Raw genomic sequence first — 18058 nt, forward strand, 5'->3', positions numbered from 1 at the left:
CACGTGTATTGTTCAGCTCTCTGCGCAGGTGCCTGCGGACATGTCATCGTCCGCGACACCGTGCCGAAAGCACGTTCTTTCATCATAGCTGTGATCGCGTCACGTAAGCCACAGCCAGGAGGTACTGTCCGACGAAGAAGTCAGGCTGTTTGCCAACAGCGCAAGTTCTAGACAATGGCGGTTTCACGGGCCCGAATAGCGGGATAAACCGGGGCAGCTGAAAAACGTGGTGCTCGCCCCAGGGATTATCGGTGTGGTGAGGTGGAGAGATGATGTGCGGTAGATCATGATAGAGGTATGCAGTTTTTAACCCAACCTCGGACTGATCTGACTTATTCAGATGTTTTCCTTGTTCCCTCCCGGTCTGAGATTACGTCTCGGACCGCTGTTGATATCTCGGCCCAGGACGGCACGGGCTCGCAGATACCGGTGGTGGCAGCGAATATGAACGCGGTCACTGGTCGGCGGATGGCGGAGACGATTGCCCGGCGCGGCGGGCTCGGCGTGCTCCCACAGGATCTGCCCCTGGATGAGGTTGCCTCAGTGACGTCCTGGATCAAATCTCGCCACCCGATCTTCGAGACCCCATTGTGGGTCACCCCGCAGGATCGGGTGTTGGACGTGCTGCATTTGTCGGCCAAACGCAATCATCCGGCCGTTGCTGTCATTGATGACCCCGAGAGCCGGACCTTCCGTGGTGTGGTGCTGGTGACCGACGTCGAAGGTGTTGACCACTTCACCTCAGTATCTGAACTGATGCGTGCACCGGTGATGACCTTAGGCGCTGACGAGCTTCCTGCCATTAGCACTCCCATGGCGGAACGCGCTGACGTTCTCAGTGAGCTATATCAGCGGATGCACCAAGCCCAGGTCGACTACGCCCCGGTCCTGGATGGGGACCGGCTTGTCGGGGTGATGACACTGTCCGGTGTACTTCGCTCCAGCCTCTACGCTCCGGGCGTTGACGATCAGCAACGCCTTCACGTCGCTGCCGCCATCGGCGTCAATGGTGATGTTAAAGGCAAGGCCGAAGCATTGGTGGAATCCGGTGTTGATTGTCTCGTGGTGGACACCGCACATGGTCACCAACAGAAAATGCTTGATGCCTTGAGCCAGGTTTCGCACCTGAAGGTGCCCCTGGTCGCCGGAAACGTTGTCACCGCAGATGGCACCAATGACCTGATCGATGCTGGGGCCGACATTATTAAGGTCGGTGTGGGTCCCGGGGCGATGTGCACCACCCGGATGATGACCGCAGTGGGGCGTCCTCAGCTCTCGGCGGTACTGGAATGTGCAGCAGCCGCGCGGGCTCGCGGGGCCTCGGTCTGGGCCGATGGAGGAGTAAAGCATCCCCGTGATGTGGCTCTTGCTTTGGCGGCTGGCGCCTCGCAGGTCATGATCGGCTCCTGGTTTTCAGGTACCTACGAATCTCCGGGCGACATCGTAGTGGACTCCTCGGGGCGTAAATATAAGGAAAACTTCGGGATGGCCTCGTCCCGGGCCGTCTCGGCACGCACCCGGGAAGATTCCGCCTACGAGCGCGCTCGTAAAGCGTTGTTTGAAGAGGGTATTTCCGGGTCGAAAATGTACATTGATCCCGACCACCCTTCGGTGGAGGACCTGCTGGATAGGATCACCTCGGGTGTGCGATCTTCGATGACCTATGCCGGCGCCTCAACACTGGAAGAATTCCACGAGCGCGCGGTCTTTGGAGTGCAGTCGGCCTCCGGGTACGAAGAAGGACGGGCAGTGGCTCAATCTTGGTAGTCCCGGCTGGTGGCCCTGTTGGTTGCGGGCAGGGCCACCGCAACCAGAATCAATGCTTATACTGTACTTATCATGCATAGATCCCCGCGTAAAAACTCTCACCGGGCAACGCAGCAGTCCGCCCGCGGATCGGAGCCTTCTAGTTGGCCGTGCGTGCCTCATGCTTTGATCCTGTCGGTGACCACCGTCCTACAAGGCTGGCGGTGATTTTTGATGGAATGGTTACTTTTCGGACTTGGCTTACTGCTGATCGGTGGTAACGGCTTTTTTGTGTCCGTGGAGTTCTCCATGATTTCCTTGGATGTTCCGACCGTGCAACGCATGGTCGATAACGGCAACCGCAAAGCCATTCCCCTGCTGAAATGCCTGAAGTCACTCTCCACCCAGTTGTCGAGTTGTCAGCTGGGGATCACGTTGACCACGCTATTGACCGGTTACGTTATGGAACCGGCGCTGGGCACCATTTTGGAAACCCCGATGCAGGCCTTGGGACTACCCGATGCGATCTCTTCCTCGGTCTCGCTGCTGATCTCTATGGTGATCGCGACAATCCTGTCGATGCTGATGGGAGAGCTGGTCCCCAAGAACCTGTCGATCGCGAAGGCTCTGGATGTCGGGCTCACGGTGGCTCGGGCACAGCTGATTTTCACCGCGATTTTCAAGCCGGTGATTCTGCTACTCAACGGCTTTGCGAACCGCGTGCTCAAAACCCTGGGGCTGGAAGCTGAAGAGGAGATTTCCGGGGCCCGGACCCCCGAGGAACTTTCCTCCTTGGTTCGTCGCTCCGCGGAGATGGGCACACTCGACGGGGACACCGCGCTCTTTGTGGACCGCACATTGCGTTTCGCTGACCGCACCGCCGCCGATGTGATGACACCGCGCATGAGAGTTGAAACTGTGGAGGTCGACCAATCGCTGTTGGAAGTCATCGATGCTGCCCGGCGAACCGGCGTCTCTCGGTTCCCGGTGATTGAGGATTCTGCCGACACGATTCGTGGCGTGTTGCACGTGAAGAAAGCAATCGCCGTTCCCAAAGACCAACGCGGTGACATGGTGGCTGCCGATATCATGACCGATTTGGCTCGGGTTCCAGAAACCATGCACCTCGATTCGCTGTTGACTGAATTGCGCGCGGTGAGTCTGCAGATGGTTGTCGTCGTTGATGAATACGGTGGCACCGCCGGTATCGTGACACTAGAAGACCTCGTGGAAGAAATCGTTGGAGAGGTTTCGGACGAACACGACAAAATTCGTCCGGGAGTGTTGCAGACAGCATCGGGGCACTGGTTCTTCCCTGCACTGTTGCGTCCCGACGAATTGATGGCTCAGATTCCAGAATTAAAAGTTCCCGAAAACGGCGCCTATGAAACCGTTGGCGGGTTCATCATGGCCGCCCTGGGGCGTGTGCCCGATATCGGGGATCAGGTGACCCTCGATGACGGCACTGTAGAAGTCATCAAAATGGACGGTCGCCGAGTCGACCGTTTGAAATATATCCCGGCGGTTCCGGATACCTCTAAAACGAAGACGGGTACCTCAATGTCAGGCGCTCCTTCCGTAGAGGCGGGTGAGAGCTAACGATGGATGAGCACGTCTCAGGTATCATCTGGCTCGTTGTTCTCTTGCTGGGCAACGCTTTCTTTGTGTCCGGTGAGTTTGCGGTCATGGGTGCCCGGCGCTCGCAGATTGAACCTAAGGCCGAAAACGGGTCAAAGCTGGCCAATACCGCCCTGTATGCGATGGAACACGTCACCCACATTCTGGCGGTCTGTCAGCTGGGCATTACGGTTTGTTCGCTGCTGATCCTCAATGTCTCCGAACCGGCTATCCACCATCTGTTTAGTATTCCGCTGCAGGCTACTGGACTCCCTGATCCGGTCGCCGATACCACCGCCTTTATCTTGGCGTTGTTGATCGTGACCTTCTTGCACGTGACTTTTGGTGAGATGGTGCCCAAAAATGCGGCTGTGACCCTGGCCGATCGGGCGATTCTGGTGCTTGCTGTACCGCTGGTGGCCCTGGACAAAGTATTACGTCCGCTGGTGTTGTTTTTGAACTTTGCGGCCAATGTCGTGCTGAAATTGTTCAAAGTCGAACCCCAAGACGAGGTCAACTCGACCTATACCTTGGAAGAGGTCCAATCCATCGTTGAAGAATCCACGCGTTCCGGGCTCTTAGACGACAACACCGGTTTACTCTCGGGCGCCCTGGAATTCTCTGACTACACCGCGGAACAAGTCATGCTTCCTTTGGACGATGTCATCACCCTGCCCCTGGGTTCCTCGGCGGAGGATTTCGACGACGCGGTGCGCCACACCGGGTTCTCTCGGTTCCTGATTGAAGACACCAACGACGGAGCCTATCTCGGCTACTTGCACCTGAAAGACGTGATGACCGTCCCAGAATTCCGCTACGAGGACCCGCTACCTCTATCAAAGATCCGATCGATGTCGAATGTGGCAGCCAGCGAAGAGATCGAAGATGCTCTGGAAGTGATGCAGCGCACCGGTTCGCACGTCGCGCGCGTGATTTCGCCGCAAGGAGAAACCATCGGTGTGCTGTTCCTTGAGGACGTCCTGGAAGTGCTGGTGGGTGAAATTCACGACGCTACTCAGCCCACGTCCGCCACTGACACGTCACAGTCCTCTTGAGGGCTTGACGAGGGTTGTTTTCTGATAATGAGAACTGTTTTCAATATGATAGTGTGTTCACGACTGGATACGAACCCCTCCATGAAGATGGTGCGGGGACTGTTTTATTTGTCAGATTGACGTGATTTCAGGAGGACACAGCATATGCGTCGCGATCACATTAACCTGCGCTCGCCTCATCGCCGGGCTGCTATGGCCCTCGGCTCACTGGGTATTATTGCTGCTCTCGGGTTGAGTGCCTGCTCCAACGACAACGCCGATTCTGAGGCCAACGCCGGGCAAGGAGAACAGAAAGAGGGACTGTCGGTCGTTGCTACCACGACCCAGGTTGGTTCCATTACCTCACAAATTACTGATTGCGCCGGTGGTGAAACCCAGGTCCTGATGGGCCCCGGTGATGACCCGCACCAGTTCTCGCTATCTTCCAAGCAGGTCACCGATGTTGTCGATGCAGACCTGGTGGTTTCCGTCGGCTTGGGCCTCGAAGCCGCTATGCAGGATTCTCTGGACAACGCGGAATCCGATGGTGCTGACATCTACGAGGTGGGTGAAGAGCTCGAGCCACTACCGATCGGCGATGATCATGTGCACAATGACGGCCACGATCATGATCATGGTGATGAAGACCATGACCATGATCACGAACATGGCCATGGTGATGAAGAGCACGACCATGATCACGACCATGATCATGGTGATGAAGAGCATGGCCATGATCACGACCATGATCATGGTGATGAAGAGCATGGCCATGATCACGACCATGACCATGGTGATGAAGATCCGCACGTGTGGATGGACGTATCTCGGATGGCTACCGCAGCCGAGCTGATCGGTGATCAGCTGGCTGAGCACACTGACGATCAGGAGCTGGCCGAGCAGTACACCAGTTGCGCCAGCGATGTTAAGGCTGACCTTGAGGAAACCGATCAAGAGGTTCGCGATATCCTCGACGAGATCGAGACTGACGAGCCCTCCTTGGTCACCGACCACGCAGCCTACCAGTACTTTGCTGATGCGTATGGTTTCGAGATTCGCGGTATCGTGATTCCTGGTGGTTCCACCGACGCGGAGCCTTCCAGCGCTGCATTGAGTGAACTTGCTCAGGTGCTAGAAGACGAAGACGCCGACGCCGCTGTGACCGATAAGCTTAGCCCCAATCCGACGTTGGAAGGACTGGCTGAAGACCACGGCGAGGTTCCGCTGATCCACCTGTACGAAGGTGGATTGGGTGAGCCCGATTCGGAAGCATCTACCTATCAGGACGCCATGATCTACAACGCAGAACAGTTGCGTGATGGATTGAACGGCGAGCAGTAGCCTTCCTCGCGCAACTGCGTGCCGGTGTTCAGGTGGTAACTCAAGAGAGGTGATCGACGGCGTGGAATGGTTGTTAGACCCGTTTGCGCTCGGATTCCAGCAACGCGCTCTCATCGGTGGCATGCTGGCTGCGGTGATGAGTGCCGTGGTTGGCGTGTGGCTGGTCTTGCGCGGGATGAGTTTCTTCGGCGACGCGTTCGTCCACGCCGTCGTTCCCGGCATTGCCGCCTCGGTGATTTTCGGTTTTTCACCTTACCTGGGGGCCGGGATTGCCGCGGTGGTGATGGTCACCGGCATGGAGCTGGTCCACCGCACCACCAGCTTGAAAGAGGACACCTCCATCGGGTTGTTATTTGTCGGCATGTTGGGCCTCGGTGTGGTGATGATTTCTACGCTCGAGTCTTTCGCCGGCTCGTTGACCACCATTCTGTTTGGTGATGCCTTGGGCGTCAGTCGCCAAGACATTATCGCTCAGTCAGTATTCTTGGTGGTCGTCGTGCTGATGTCCCTCATGCTTTATCGACCCTTGTTAGCGTTGAGCTTCTCTCCGCTGAAAGCCAAGTCCTTGGGAATGCGACCACAGCTGACGCACTGGTTGTTGTTGATCATGATTGCCGGAGCTGTGATCGGCAGTTTCCAAGCGGTGGGAACGGTGCTGGTATTCGGTCTCCTCGTCGGACCGGCAGCCACTGCGGCGTTGCTGACCCGTAGCGTGCCCCAAATGATGCTGGTCTCGGTGCTCATTGGGGTTACCTCGGTGGCTACCGGACTCATTATTAGCTACCACGCGGACACCGCTGCCTCTGCCACGATGGCAATGGTTCCCATCGTATTGTTCTTTGTGGTCCTAGCAATTCGAGATATCGTTCGCCGGATCCGCTCCCGGGCGTTGCGTTCGGAGTACGGCCCCGAGGACCCCGATGCTCCCGAGGCGGAGCCGGCTTTGTTGGCAGCTCAACACCCGGTGGCCAATCAGACGAGCACCCAACCGACCATGGCCCACGTCAAAGGTCCGAACGCATGATTTCACCATCGACAACGCACGCTTCGACCGCGCCGGACCAACGACTCCTTGTCCAGGCCCGGGACATCAAACTGGCCTATGGTCAGTATGTCGCCGTGGACCGGTCGAGTTTTCACATACCCGCCGGAGCCATTACCGCGGTGATAGGACCAAACGGGTCTGGTAAATCCACCTTGTTGCAGGCGATCGCCGGTGTTTTGCCGGTGGCTGCCGGTGAACTAACGGTGCTGGGCCGCTCACCTGAGAAAATGCGACCACACGTCTCCTTTGTGATGCAGTCGGTGGTCTTTCCGACCGGTACCCCAATTACGGTCAAGGACGTGGTGTCCATGGGGCGCTACCCCCAGACCGGCTGGTTTGGTCTGAGCACCGCGAAGGACCGGGTTGCCGTGGACCGGGCCATGGAGGTCATGGAGATCACTCACCTGAAGAAAAAGCATCTGGAAGAACTGTCCGGCGGTCAGCGTCAGCGCGTGTATGTGGCCCAGGGGATTGCCCAAGGTCATGAGATTCTCGTGCTCGATGAGCCGATGACCGGACTGGACGTCCGCTCGATGAAAGTCATCGACCAGGTGATTCACGAAGAGACCAAACACGGTCATTCCGTGGTGATGACGACGCACGATCTCGATGAGGCCGCTGTGGCCGATTATGTGGTGCTACTCAAAGGAAAGGTGCTGGCTTGTGGCATTCCCAGCGAGGTACTCACGCGCGAGAACCTGGAAACGGCCTACGGATTGGGTGCCCTGCATGATACAGCCAATCTCACCGAAGAGCTGAGTTCCCAGGGGATCGTGGCGTTGCCTCATACCGATAATGACAGCCACGGGCAAGAAAGAGCAGACGAGAATGACCACTCCTAACGCTAAGTTTCGGGTACTGATTCGTTAGTGAGGTTTTCTCGGCCCGCGAGCTGATCGCGCTGACAGTTCGGGCACAACCCGAATATTTCCAAGGTGTGATCCTGGGGGAGATATCCGAACCGACGTGCGGTCTCGTCGGCAACTTGTTCCAATTCGGGAGCCTCAAACTCTTCGGTGGCTTTGCACCGGGTGCACACGACGTGATGGTGGTGTTGAGGGCTAGTGCAGTGACGGTAGAAGGACTCTCCGTCATCACTGGTGAGCAGATCGACGGTTCCGGCTTCAACCTGGGCCTGGAGGACTCGGTAGACGGTCGCCAGCGAGACTTTTTGATCTTGACGCAATAAACCCTGGTGAATGTCTTGAGCCGAAACAAAATCGTCGGTTGCTGAGAGGAACTCCTGGATGGCTTGTTTCTGCCAGGTATTACGCGTTTTCGGCTGATTTGTCATGGCGATGCAACCTCGGGTTTAGGGTGGCGGTGAATATTGGCCGTGAGTAGGAATGATTCCGGGAAATGACAGCGGGTCGTGCCTCGACAGGCATCTGCACAAACACGGCTGTAACAGTTAGTGTAGGAGCGTGGACATTTCAGCTCAAAGTCGCCAGTCCGACATGAAACTCACAAAGTTTGGGCACTCGTGTGTTCGCCTGGATAGCACCGATCACCGCACCGTGATTGACCCCGGTGGTTTCACCGATGTGATCACCGCAGCTGCTGGAGCGGAGACCATTTTCATCACCCACGAACATCCCGATCATGTTGATGATGAGCTCGTCGTACAGTTGCTGGCCGGGCATTATTCGGTCCGGCTCTACGCGCCCGAAACGGTGATAGAACGACTCTCACACCGCGTTGCAACCGAAAAGCGCGATATTTCCGAACACCGACTTAAAGTGATCGCTGCCGGAGACGAGCTAGATTTACCTGGCTTTCACGTGCAAGCCGTGGGTGGCCAGCACGAGATCATTCACCCCCAGATCCCCCAAATCGACAACATCGGCTACGTGCTCAACGGGTCGGTATATCACCCCGGTGATAGCTTCATTGTTCCCGCCGGGGTCGAGATCGATACGCTGTGCCTACCGATTAACGCGCCCTGGGCGTCGTTGGAAGATACCTTAGACTTCATGATTAGCGTTCGGCCCCGCCAAGCGGTGCCGATCCATGACGGACTGTTGTCAGACAACGGCCACACCATTTACGACAAACAGGTTCAGGCCTTTGCTGAACGCTACGGCATTGAGCTGAATCTCCTAGCCGAAGGCGAACACGCGTGGACTCGATGACATCTTTAGGCCATACTGCCACCGAACAGCGCCCCGCCGCGCTGATCGCAGATCAGGTGCTGTCGTACTGGTTACGCCACGACGACGAGCAACACGTTCAAGAGGACCCCGGAACACAACCGGAAGGATTTGTTGCTACCGACCAAGCCCCGCAGGCCGGGCACCTGGTGATTCTCGATGTGCGCTGGTCGGCAACCGAACCCGGTGAAGGCCATGAACGCTACCGACAAGGGCACATTCCCGGCGCTGTGTTCGTCTCGATGTCCGGGCAACTCTCCGGGCACGGCGCCCCCTCAGAGGGACGTCACCCGCTACCGGATGCTTCCCGCTTCACGGACGCAGTGCGTATGCTGGGCATCAATGACGGCGACACTGTGGTGGTCTACGACGATGTGGCCTCGACCTCTGCTCCCCGCGCCTGGTGGTTGCTCCGCTATGCGGGTATGGAACGTGTTTATGTGCTCGATGGAGGCCTCCATGCTTGGCGTGAGGCCGGTCTGCCGCTGCAGGCCGGAGAAGCGCTACCAGCGATCGGTAAGGCCCACATCAGCTGGGGCAAAATGCCGGTTGTTGGCACCGAGGAAGTCGAAGCACTAGCAGCTGATGACAACGGGGTGTTGCTCGATGCCCGCGATTACCGTCGGTACACCGGTGAAGAAGAGCCCATCGATCCGGTGGCCGGCCACATCCCCGGAGCCGTCTCAGCCCCCGTATCTGAGCTGACCGATGAGACCGGGCGCTTTTTGCCTGCCCAGAAACTCCGTGAGCATTTCGCCTCCCGCGGCGTCGCACCGGAACATGCAGTGGGTGTTTATTGTGGCTCGGGTGTCACTGCGAGCGCGGAAGTGCTGGCTCTATATATTGCCGGCATGGACGTTGCCCTCTACCCCGGGTCGTTTTCGGCCTGGATTAACGCCGGGGATCGCCCGGTTGCCACCGGTGAGCATCCGTACTGATCCTGGCTGGGTGATCTTGAACACCGTGGCCGAAACGACGAGACTGGACGTGAGAGAGTTCGAGCCCGTCTGGCGCTGAGGACCCAGTGCCCAGTTGAGATAGCACGAGACAGGAGTCAGGACAATGTCCACCGTTTTTACCCGCGTCATCAATGGTGAAATCCCCGGCAGGTTCGTGTGGAAAGACGAACGCTGTGTGGGCTTTTTATCCATCGGCCCTATGGCACCCGGGCACACCCTCGTGGTGCCACGAGAAGAAGTGGATGTCTGGACCGACGCTGATCCGGATCTGCTCCAGCACTTGATCACCGTGGCCCAAAATATCGGCGCCGTGATGCCCAAGACCTTCAATGCGGTACGGGCCGGATTGATGATTGCCGGCTATGAGATCCCGCACCTGCACCTGCACGTCTGGCCCTCCAGCTCGTTGGAGGACTTCGACCTCGATAAGGTTGACAACAACCCTGAGCCCGCCGAGATGGACCAGGCCGCCGAGAAACTACGTGCCGCCCTCGTGGGGGCCGGCCACCAGGAATTCGTCCCCGAAGCATAAGCGGGGTCGACCACAGCCGGCACCATGCCGGGTGTGGCACAGACCTCAAGGTGAGGGCACGGCCTGTAGTGCAGCACGGACCTTCTTTTCCGACACCGACACGGCCGTGCCCAATTGCTGGGCAAAAAAGCTCACCCGTAGCTCTTGGAGGAGCCAAAACACCTGACTGAGCTCAGCGGGAATGAACCCGGCCTGTGCATAGTCATCCACCCGGCGCTGGTAGGCCTGCTCGAGATCGTGAATGACTTGCATCGACGCTGCGTCGGCCTGGAGACCGTGGGCTGAATTCTGCAATTTCTCAATCCGGACAGTGATGGCCTGGATATAGCGGGGTAGGTGCCGTAGCTGGCGCCACCCGGTTTTCGCCACGAAATGCTCGCCCAGTAACTCATCTAGTTGCGCGCGGATATCGGTCAGCACCGGCGCCATGGTCAAGGACTTAAGTGTCTTGGCGTCACGGCGTACGTGGCGAGCTGCGTGCAGCGCCTCGGAGACTACCGCGGTGACCCGAAAGTTTTGGTCTATCACCTCGGCGCGAACCTGCTCGTGCAATTGCTCAAACTGCTGGGCTGAGCGGGGGAGTTGGCTGTGCGAGGCTGGAACCAGCGCATCGATGGACGCGGTGAGACTGTCGGAGACAATCTCTTGCAGATCCGAATGCGGGGCACTGGTGAAGGTTAGCTTCTCCTCGTTGCTGAGGTGGTCGGCAATATAGCGTTGGGTATCGGGTAGCCCAGCCCGGAGCAACGCTACGACGCCGTGACGGTGCACGGATTGTGCCTCGCCCAGCGTTCGCATGATCACCAAATCAGCCCCCACCCCAGTGGTAGCGGGCGATAGCGCCGGGTAACCGGTCACCAGCTGGTGACCGGACCCGGTGGCCACCGGGGTTTGCACCTGTTCGGGGAGCTCGGGGATATCCCAGCGGGTCAACCCTTGCCGTGGCGTGAAGGACTCGGTCACGGTCCGGTCCTGGTCCCGTCGAGGTGGTTGCTTGCCGCTGTTGGATGCTGGCTGCCGTCGGGTGGTGTCCTTCCCGGGGCCAGGGGTGGGGTGCTGAGTGGTCTGAGCGAGGTCCACGCCTTGAGCCTGAGCCGCGCGGGTCAGTGATTCGGCCAGGGCGGTGCGGTTTTCGCCGGCCAGGTCTCGTTGCAACTGCCCGAGGTCTTCACCGACCCCCATGACCGCGCCACGGTGATCCACCACGGAGAACGTCATCCGCAAATGTTCGGGCAGGGCCTCGGGGCGCCACTGGTCCCGGGGCACCTTGACGTGCTTGACATCCAGTAAGACCGCCGAGAGGGCATCGTAGAAGTCATCGGTGAGCGGGTCGTAGTCGCGGTTGAGTATGGCCAGCGCCCGACGTGCGGTATCTGGGGCGGGAACCAACTGCTTGCGTAAGGCCTTCGGCACGTTTTTGATCAGTGCCGTAATCAGCTCTTCGCGTAGCCCTGGAATCAGCCAAGCGAAACGGTCGGGGTTCATCCGGTGCAAGATTTCGACCGCTATGGTCACCGTCACGCCGTCAGTTGGCGGTGGCGTGCCGGCGGAGTTGTTCTCGCGACGGGTCTGCGCCAGCGTCATCGGGGCAAAAGTGTAGTCCAGTGGGAGCTCGAGTTCACCGTGCTCGGTGGGGTGAATCAATACCGAGGGGTATTGTGCGGGGTCCAGTTGCTCGGGCTCGACGCGGATCAGGTCCTCGACCGCGATATCGAGCTGGTATTCATCTGTGCGACGTGCTTTTTTCCACCAGCGGTCAAAGTGCCGGACGGAGACCACCGAGGCTGGGATTCGGGCGTCGTAGAAGGCGAAGAGGTCCTCATCGGAGACTTTCAGATCGTGGCGACGATGTCGGGTCTGCAACTGGTCGACCTCGGCCATCCGCTCCCGGTTGCGCGCAAAGAACCGGTGCCGGGTGTGCCAGTCACCGTCCACCAGCGCGTGGCGGATAAACATCTCACGAGCCAGTTCACGGTTGACCCGGTAGTACTTGATCGGACGATCGACGGCCACCGGCACACCATAGACGGTGACCCTTTCCCGGGCCATCGCCGAGCCCTGACGGGTGGACCAATAGGGGTCCGAGACGCTGGATTTTGCCAACGGTCCAGCAATCTCTTCGATCCACTCGGGCTCGACTTTGGCCACCTGGCGTGCCCAGAGCCGGGAGGTTTCCACCAGTTCGGCAGCCATGACATAGTCGTGGCGCTTTGTGAACAGTCCGGACCCGGGGAAGATCCGAAATTTGGTGTTACGAGCACCAAGATATTCTTTCGTGCGTTGCTGATAGGTGCCGATCTGACTGAGTAACCCGGTCAGCACCGCCTGGTGGACTGCCTCATGGGTGCCGACCGGATCGACCGGTCCGGCCGAGACTTTCAAGCCCACCCGGTGCGCCATTTGCCGCAACTGCTGAACCAGATCCTGCCATTCACGTACGCGTAGGTAGTTGATGAATTCTCGGCGACACATCTTCCGGAACTGATTGCCCGAGAGCTGTTTTTGTTGGGAGCGTAAATACACCCACAGATTTAGCATCGCCGAAAAATCGGAATTCTCATCGGTGAAGCGCGCGTGGGCCTGATCGGCGGCATCTCGTTGATCGGCTGGGCGCTCGCGGGGGTCTTGGATGGTCATCCCGGCAGCCAGCACCATGACTTCGCGGGCTACCTTATGCTGGTCGGCTGCCAGAATCATCCGCCCCAGACGCGGGTCAATGGGTAATTGCGCTAGGCGACGGCCTAGGGGCGTGATGGTGCCACGGGTAAAGGTGCGGGTGCGCTTCGTGCCGGAGCGGTCGGTGACCTCCACCGGTGCCCCGGAGTTCAGGGCACCGAGCTCCAGCAATTGCTGAATACCGTCGGTAATTTGGCGGTGCTCGGGCGGTTGCAGGAAGGGGAACTCTTCCAGATCGGTGGGGGTTGTGGCTACGCCGGCGGCTAACATGTCCAGGATCACCGAGGCCAGCGAGGTTCGCAGAATCTCCGGGTCGGTAAATTCAGGGCGCTGGTTGAAATCTTCCTCGGAGTACAAGCGGATGGCCACCCCGGGGCTGGTGCGCCCGGCACGTCCGGCCCGCTGGTTCGCGGACGCCTGGGAAATGCGCTCGACCGGCAGCCGTTGCACCTTCGTGCGCTGGGAGTACCGTGAGATGCGGGCAGTACCGGTATCGATGACGGCCGTGATGCCCGGGACCGTCAGCGAGGTTTCGGCCACGTTGGTCGCCAAGACAATCCGCGGAGCCGAGGTGGAACTGCGCCGGAAGACGCGTTGCTGTTCAGCTAAGGACAACCGCCCGTAGAGGGGAAGAATGTCCGCGTGTTTGAGCCTTGGATGCGAGGAAATGGCAGCCTGGATCACTTCCTTGGCGTCACGGATCTCACGTTCTCCGGGAAAGAACACCAGGGTATCCCCACCGTGGTCGGTACCCAGCTCGAGCACCGCATCGGCCACCGCGTCCAACGGGTCCCGGGCGTCCTCGGCATCATCGGCGTCATCGTCGGGATCATCGGCGATGCGTGGATCGGTCAGTGGCCGGTAGCGGATCTCTACCGGATAGGTTCTGCCCGAGACTTCAATAATGGGGGCCGCTGCACCGGTGGGCGTGGAGAAATGTTCGGCAAAGGACTCCACATCGATGGTCGCTGAGGTGATGATCACCTTGAGATCCTGGCGTTGAGGCAGGATCTTCTTGAGGTAGCCCAGTAAGAAATCAATATTGAGCGATCGTTCGTGAGCTTCGTCGATGATCAGCATTGAGTAGCGGCGCAAGAGCGGATCATGCTGAATTTCGGCCAGCAAAATGCCGTCGGTCATGACCTTGACTGATGTCTCAGCTGACACCTCAGAGGTGAATCGCACCTGGTAGCCCACGTGTTCACCAACGGTTTCATTCAGCTCCTCGGCGATGCGTTCGGCCACTGACCGGGCGGCAATACGACGTGGCTGGGTGTGCCCAATCATCCCGTGCTGGTCCAGCCCCAGCTCCAGGCACATCTTTGGCAGCTGGGTGGTCTTACCGGACCCGGTTTCGCCGGCGACGATCACCACCTGGTGACCGGCCACCGCGTTCATGATCTGTTGTCGCTGGGAGCTCACCGGAAGATGTTCCGGATAGGTGATGCGCGCTGGAGGCAACAGGACATAGCCCGTGGAGGACGAAGAAGTGAACGGCGTCATCGTAGTTGGTGATCTCACTTTCGACGATCGCGGGTGGGCAGAAAGGCGGGCATAAAAAAATGCCTACATCCCCGATTCCAGATATCGGGATGTAGGCGGTGGTACCCCCGATAGGATTCGAACCTACGACCTTCTGCTCCGGAGGCAGACGCTCTATCCCCTGAGCTACGGAGGCGGGGCCAGATGATAGGGGCCATCGCCAGTGATCATCGGACGTGAATACTGTACCCTATTCTGACTCAGATCTCGAAACCACTACACTATGAGGGGTGACCCCAGAAGAACTCTCAGCAACCCTTTCGTCCGTATTGCACCAAGCCATTGCGGCCGGTGAGATCGATCTTGATCCGCAGCTGATTCCGCAGCCGGTGAAAGTTGAGCGCCCCCGTCACCGTGAACACGGAGACTGGGCATCGAACCTGGCGATGCAATTAGGAAAAAAGGCCGGGATGGCTCCCCGGGAGCTGGCCGAAATCCTGCGCACACGCTTGCAGGAGGAGTCGGGAATTTCCGCTGTAGAGGTCGCCGGTCCTGGGTTTCTGAACATTGTGGTGGAGGCAGCCGCGGCCGGACAGCTGGCGCACAGTATTGTCCAAGCCGGTGCTGAGTTTGGTCGTAACGACTCCTTGGCAGGCCAGGTCATTAACCTCGAGTTTGTCTCGGCTAACCCCACCGGTCCGTTGCATATCGGTCACACCCGCTGGGCGGCGTTAGGGGATGCCATCTCGCGACTGTTGCGGGCCAGCGGCGCTGAGGTGACCAACGAGTATTACATCAACGACGCCGGTAACCAGATGAATACGTTCGCGGACTCGGTCTATGCCCGGATCCACGACCAGCCGGTGCCTGACGGTGGTTACCCCGGTGCATATGTCACCGACATTGCCCGCCACATTGTGGCCGAGGCACCCGAGTTGGCAGAACAAGACCACGACGAGGTGTTACCGGAGCTACGTCGCCGGGCCTATCGGTTGCAGTTACAGGACATTCAAGACACCCTAGAGTCCTTCGGGGTCCACTTCGACGTCTGGTTCTCCGAACAGTCCCTGCACGATGCTGGCGCCATCGACTCGGCAGTCCAGCACCTGCGGGATCAGAACGAAGTTGATGACCACCAGGGCGCGGTCTGGTTACGCACCACCGACTTCGGCGACGATAAAGACCGCGTGCTGATTCGCGCCAATGGAGAGCCCACCTACTTTGCAGCCGATGCCGCCTATTATCTGTCGAAGAAAGAGCGCGGATTCGAACAGAAAATCTATTTGCTCGGGGCCGACCACCACGGTTATGTCTCGCGACTGAAGGCCATTGCCGCTTGCGCTGGAGACAACCCACGGCACCATATTGAAATCTTGATTGGCCAGCTGATCTCGGTCAACGGGGCGAAGCTGTCCAAACGCGCCGGCAACATCATCGAACTCAAGGACCTGGTGGAGTGGCTGGGACGTGATGCATTGCGCTACGACCTGGCACGGTATCCAGCCGATTCGCCGATCACTATTGATCCAGACCTGTTGCGTTCGCGCACCAACGACAACCCGGTCTTCTACGTCCAATACGCACACGCCCGGTCTCGTTCGGCGGCCCGGACCGCTGAAGCTCACGGCATCACTCGTGATGCGCTACCCTTTGATGCCGGTACCCTGACCGACCCGACCGAAACCGCACTGTTGGCTCAGCTCGGTGAGTTCCCCGCGGTCGTTGGACACGCCGCGGCGTTACGCCAGCCTCACCGGGTGGCACGGTACCTGGAGAATCTTGCCGGTGCCTATCACTCCTGGTATGGGGCGTGCCGGATCGTGCCGGCCCCAGATGAAGACGGGTCCGTCCCGGCAGCACAACTGGTCAATATTGCCCGGTTGTGGCTCAATGATGCCACCAGTCAGGTCTTGGCCAACGGCCTGGACCTGCTGGGCGTGTCGGCTCCAGAGAAAATGTAACCACCGATCACCGCGCGAAAGAGAACCCCGATGACTGAATCACCGTTGGCACCGTCTTGGTTGAGTTACCCCAGCGACACGTCGTATCTCAATCCCGTGATGTATTCGAACGGTACCACCCGTCAGGTTTCCGGGGAGGTCACCATCGGCACCGTGCCGGTCTCCGAGCTGGCCGCCACGTACGGTACTCCGTTGTTGGTGGTTGATGAGGATGATTTTCGCGCTAGGGCCCGAGGTTTCGTTGAAGGATTTAATCACGCCTTCGACTCCTTGTGTGGCGGGGTAGCTGTCTACTACGCCTCCAAGTCTTTGCTCACCGTCCAGGTCGCCCGCTGGGTGGCCGAGGAAGGTTTAAACATGGATGTGGCCTCTGGCGGTGAGCTTGCGATCGCGCTACGGGCCGGGTTTGATCCGGCCAAGATCGGCCTGCACGGCAATAACAAATCCGATCAGGAACTCACCCGGGCCTTGCAAACCGGGGTGGGGCGGATCGTGGTGGATTCCTTATCCGAGATACGCCGCTTGGCCGCGCTCGCCGAATCAGCCGGTGTGAGCGCACCGGTCATGTTGCGTTTGACCACCGGGGTTCATGCCTCAACCCACAGCTATATCGCCACCGCTCACGAGGACCAAAAATTTGGTCTGAGTATGATTCCGGCTCCGGGAGAAAAACGCTCCGTGGCCGAACAAGCGGTGCTGGCCGTGGCGGAACATCCCCACTTGAGGTACTTGGGGTTGCACTCACACATCGGATCACAAATTTTTGAAGCCGATGGTTTTACCGCCGCTGCCGACAGGATGCTGAACTTTATTGCAGCCCTGCAAACCCAGCACGGGATCACCACCGCCGAGCTGGACCTCGGAGGTGGCTACGGCATTGCCTACACCGAAGCTGATCGTCCCCGAGCCCCTGAAGATATCGCCGACTCACTGGCTGAAGGGATCCGCGCTACGCTCCAGTCACTCACCATTGACTGTCCTCGGATCTCGATCGAACCCGGTCGTGCGATCTCCGGCCCGGCCGGCTCCACCCTCTACCGGGTGGGTACCACCAAAACCGTGTGGGTTGATGACCCCACCGGGGCCGACCAGCCCGTGCCACGTCGTTACGTCGCTGTTGACGGCGGCATGTCCGATAACCCGCGTCCGGTGCTGTATGACGCCGACTACTCGGCCACCCTGGCCTCCCGGGTCTCCCAGGCCGATCCGGTACTGACCCGAATAGTTGGCAAACACTGCGAATCGGGCGATATTGTAGTGCGAGACACCTACCAGCCTGAGGACCTCGACGATCAGGACCTGGTACTCGTGCCGGCTACCGGCGCGTACTGTCACGTGATGAGTTCCAACTACAACGCATTACTGCGCCCTGCGGTGGTGGCCATCTCCGGAGGATCGGCCCGTCTGATTATTCGTCGAGAAACTGACCAGGACCTCTTCGCCCGCGAAGTCTAAGCCCCATGACGTTGTCTTGGGTCCCAGCCCAAGACAACACAAATTGTCGACAACTACGAA

13 protein-coding genes and 1 tRNA gene are annotated in these 18058 nt (G+C 58.9%); 11 read left to right on the forward strand and 3 right to left on the reverse strand.

From position 1 onward, the window contains the following. Positions 1–297 precede the first annotated feature (297 nt). From guaB1 to QDX22_RS00695, 6 genes are all read left to right on the forward strand, one after another. Entirely contained in the window at positions 298–1767 is a 1470-nt protein-coding gene (guaB1, locus tag QDX22_RS00670) for a GMP reductase (RefSeq protein ID WP_110100277.1), read from the forward strand. Between the two features lie 213 nt (positions 1768–1980). Beyond that, positions 1981–3345 (forward strand): hemolysin family protein, encoded by a 1365-nt coding sequence (locus QDX22_RS00675; RefSeq protein WP_110100278.1) that lies wholly within the window; start codon positions 1981–1983, stop codon positions 3343–3345. 2 nt (positions 3346–3347) lie between these two features. Further along, on the forward strand, positions 3348–4418 hold the full coding sequence (locus QDX22_RS00680; RefSeq protein WP_110100279.1) for a hemolysin family protein: 1071 nt from the start codon (positions 3348–3350) through the stop codon (positions 4416–4418). 144 nt (positions 4419–4562) lie between these two features. Further along, the gene (locus tag QDX22_RS00685) at positions 4563–5738 is read left to right on the forward strand and encodes a metal ABC transporter substrate-binding protein (protein WP_110100280.1); all 1176 of its coding nucleotides are present in this window, start codon (positions 4563–4565) and stop codon (positions 5736–5738) included. Between the two features lie 61 nt (positions 5739–5799). Further along, complete coding sequence (locus QDX22_RS00690; protein ID WP_110100404.1) at positions 5800–6762, forward strand: metal ABC transporter permease; 963 nt, start codon at positions 5800–5802, stop codon at positions 6760–6762. Further along, on the forward strand, positions 6759–7625 hold the full coding sequence (locus QDX22_RS00695; protein WP_110100281.1) for a metal ABC transporter ATP-binding protein: 867 nt from the start codon (positions 6759–6761) through the stop codon (positions 7623–7625). The genes QDX22_RS00690 and QDX22_RS00695 overlap by 4 nt, the downstream gene beginning before the upstream one ends. Positions 7626–7627: 2 nt before the next feature. Here the strand turns inward: QDX22_RS00695 and QDX22_RS00700 are convergent, their stop codons facing one another. Continuing rightward, a complete protein-coding gene (locus QDX22_RS00700; RefSeq protein ID WP_110100282.1) occupies positions 7628–8077 on the reverse strand; it encodes a Fur family transcriptional regulator in 450 nt (149 codons plus the stop codon). A gap of 163 nt (positions 8078–8240) precedes the next feature. On the opposite strand from QDX22_RS00700, the gene QDX22_RS00705 reads away from it, so the two are divergent. From QDX22_RS00705 to QDX22_RS00715, 3 genes are all read left to right on the forward strand, one after another. Beyond that, complete coding sequence (locus QDX22_RS00705) at positions 8241–8915, forward strand: MBL fold metallo-hydrolase (protein WP_110100283.1); 675 nt, start codon at positions 8241–8243, stop codon at positions 8913–8915. Continuing rightward, positions 8912–9871: a sulfurtransferase gene (locus QDX22_RS00710; RefSeq protein WP_110098693.1), complete on the forward strand. Its 960-nt coding sequence runs from the start codon at positions 8912–8914 to the stop codon at positions 9869–9871. The genes QDX22_RS00705 and QDX22_RS00710 overlap by 4 nt, the downstream gene beginning before the upstream one ends. A gap of 124 nt (positions 9872–9995) precedes the next feature. Further along, a complete protein-coding gene (locus QDX22_RS00715) occupies positions 9996–10424 on the forward strand; it encodes an HIT family protein (RefSeq protein ID WP_110100284.1) in 429 nt (142 codons plus the stop codon). Between the two features lie 45 nt (positions 10425–10469). Here QDX22_RS00715 and hrpA read toward each other — a convergent pair whose 3' ends face one another. Further along, on the reverse strand, positions 10470–14603 hold the full coding sequence (hrpA, locus tag QDX22_RS00720) for an ATP-dependent RNA helicase HrpA (protein ID WP_110100285.1): 4134 nt from the start codon (positions 14601–14603) through the stop codon (positions 10470–10472). A gap of 99 nt (positions 14604–14702) precedes the next feature. After that, positions 14703–14778 (reverse strand) — tRNA-Arg (locus QDX22_RS00725). Positions 14779–14872: 94 nt separating this feature from the next. Between QDX22_RS00725 and argS the strand changes: the two genes are divergently transcribed. Next, positions 14873–16543: an arginine--tRNA ligase gene (gene argS / locus QDX22_RS00730; RefSeq protein WP_110100286.1), complete on the forward strand. Its 1671-nt coding sequence runs from the start codon at positions 14873–14875 to the stop codon at positions 16541–16543. Between the two features lie 30 nt (positions 16544–16573). Continuing rightward, complete coding sequence (gene lysA, locus QDX22_RS00735) at positions 16574–17998, forward strand: diaminopimelate decarboxylase (protein WP_110100287.1); 1425 nt, start codon at positions 16574–16576, stop codon at positions 17996–17998. Positions 17999–18058 lie beyond the last annotated feature (60 nt).

It is taken from the genome of Auritidibacter ignavus, from assembly GCF_029853775.1.
GTDB classification, from domain to species: Bacteria; Actinomycetota; Actinomycetes; order Actinomycetales; family Micrococcaceae; genus Auritidibacter; species Auritidibacter ignavus.

Bases quoted from the DNA above. Each gene is read 5' to 3' on its own strand.
- guaB1 (WP_110100277.1), top strand. From the start codon at position 298: ATGCAGTTTTTAACCCAACCTCGGACTGATCTGACTTATTCAGATGTT.
- QDX22_RS00675 (WP_110100278.1), top strand. From the start codon at position 1,981: ATGGAATGGTTACTTTTCGGACTTGGCTTACTGCTGATCGGTGGTAAC.
- QDX22_RS00680 (WP_110100279.1), top strand. From the start codon at position 3,348: ATGGATGAGCACGTCTCAGGTATCATCTGGCTCGTTGTTCTCTTGCTG.
- QDX22_RS00685 (WP_110100280.1), top strand. From the start codon at position 4,563: ATGCGTCGCGATCACATTAACCTGCGCTCGCCTCATCGCCGGGCTGCT.
- QDX22_RS00695 (WP_110100281.1), top strand. From the start codon at position 6,759: ATGATTTCACCATCGACAACGCACGCTTCGACCGCGCCGGACCAACGA.
- QDX22_RS00700 (WP_110100282.1), bottom strand. From the start codon at position 8,077: ATGACAAATCAGCCGAAAACGCGTAATACCTGGCAGAAACAAGCCATC.
- QDX22_RS00705 (WP_110100283.1), top strand. From the start codon at position 8,241: ATGAAACTCACAAAGTTTGGGCACTCGTGTGTTCGCCTGGATAGCACC.
- QDX22_RS00710 (WP_110098693.1), top strand. From the start codon at position 8,912: ATGACATCTTTAGGCCATACTGCCACCGAACAGCGCCCCGCCGCGCTG.
- QDX22_RS00715 (WP_110100284.1), top strand. From the start codon at position 9,996: ATGTCCACCGTTTTTACCCGCGTCATCAATGGTGAAATCCCCGGCAGG.
- hrpA (WP_110100285.1), bottom strand. From the start codon at position 14,603: ATGACGCCGTTCACTTCTTCGTCCTCCACGGGCTATGTCCTGTTGCCT.
- lysA (WP_110100287.1), top strand. From the start codon at position 16,574: ATGACTGAATCACCGTTGGCACCGTCTTGGTTGAGTTACCCCAGCGAC.